Origin of the sequence: Paraburkholderia sediminicola (assembly GCF_046026895.1) — a bacterium.
GTDB classification, from domain to species: Bacteria; Pseudomonadota; Gammaproteobacteria; order Burkholderiales; family Burkholderiaceae; genus Paraburkholderia; species Paraburkholderia sediminicola_C.
In genome coordinates this window covers 1-696 of record NZ_JAQQEU010000266.1, presented here as the reverse complement: position 1 = coordinate 696, position 696 = coordinate 1, and the positions used below count along the sequence as shown (strand labels likewise).

Annotated in this window: 1 protein-coding gene; it reads left to right on the top strand. The window is 58.9% G+C overall.

Annotation, left to right across the window (positions count from 1 at the left end; translation table 11 throughout):
* On the top strand, positions 1–696 hold a 696-nt coding region (locus PQR02_RS40670), incomplete at both ends, for a reverse transcriptase domain-containing protein (RefSeq protein WP_408243428.1).

Below are 696 nucleotides of genomic sequence, written 5' to 3'. Positions count from 1 at the left end.
CGCTGTAAAGGATCGCGTCGTTCAGGCGGCCCTGAAGCTGGTAATCGAGCCGATCTTTGAGCATGAGTTCGAGCCGGGAAGCTACGGCTTTCGCCCGGGCTTGGGTTGCAAGGATGCGCTGCGCGAAGTGGACCGGCATGTGAAAGCGGGCTACTGCTGGGTGGTCGATGCCGACCTGCAAAGCTATTTTGACTCGATTCCACACTCACCTCTTCTTGCGAGAGTGGCAGGGCGAATCTCGGACGGCCGGGTTCTGGAACTCATCCAGTACTTTCTCAAGCAAGACATCATGGAAGACATGACGCGTTGGACGCCGACTTCCGGCAGTCCGCAAGGGGCGGTTGTCAGCCCCTTGTTGGCAAATCTGTACCTGCACGAGCTTGACGTGGAAATGCGACAGGCAGGGCTGGTCATGGTGCGCTACGCGGATGACGCCGTGGTGTTATGCCGTACACGTGAGGAAGCGGAAGCTGCGCTCACTCGCATGCGGGCCTGGGTGGATGCGAACGGCCTGACACTGCACCCTGACAAAACCCACGTTGGTGATTGCCGGCTGGAGGGTCATGGGTTCAAGTTTCTGGGTTACCGGTTCGAGGAGGGTCAACGTTGGGTGCGCAAGAAGAGTCTCATGGGACTTCGGGATAAGATCCGGACCCTGACCAGGCGTAACCGGGGTGACTCGATCGAGGACATCAT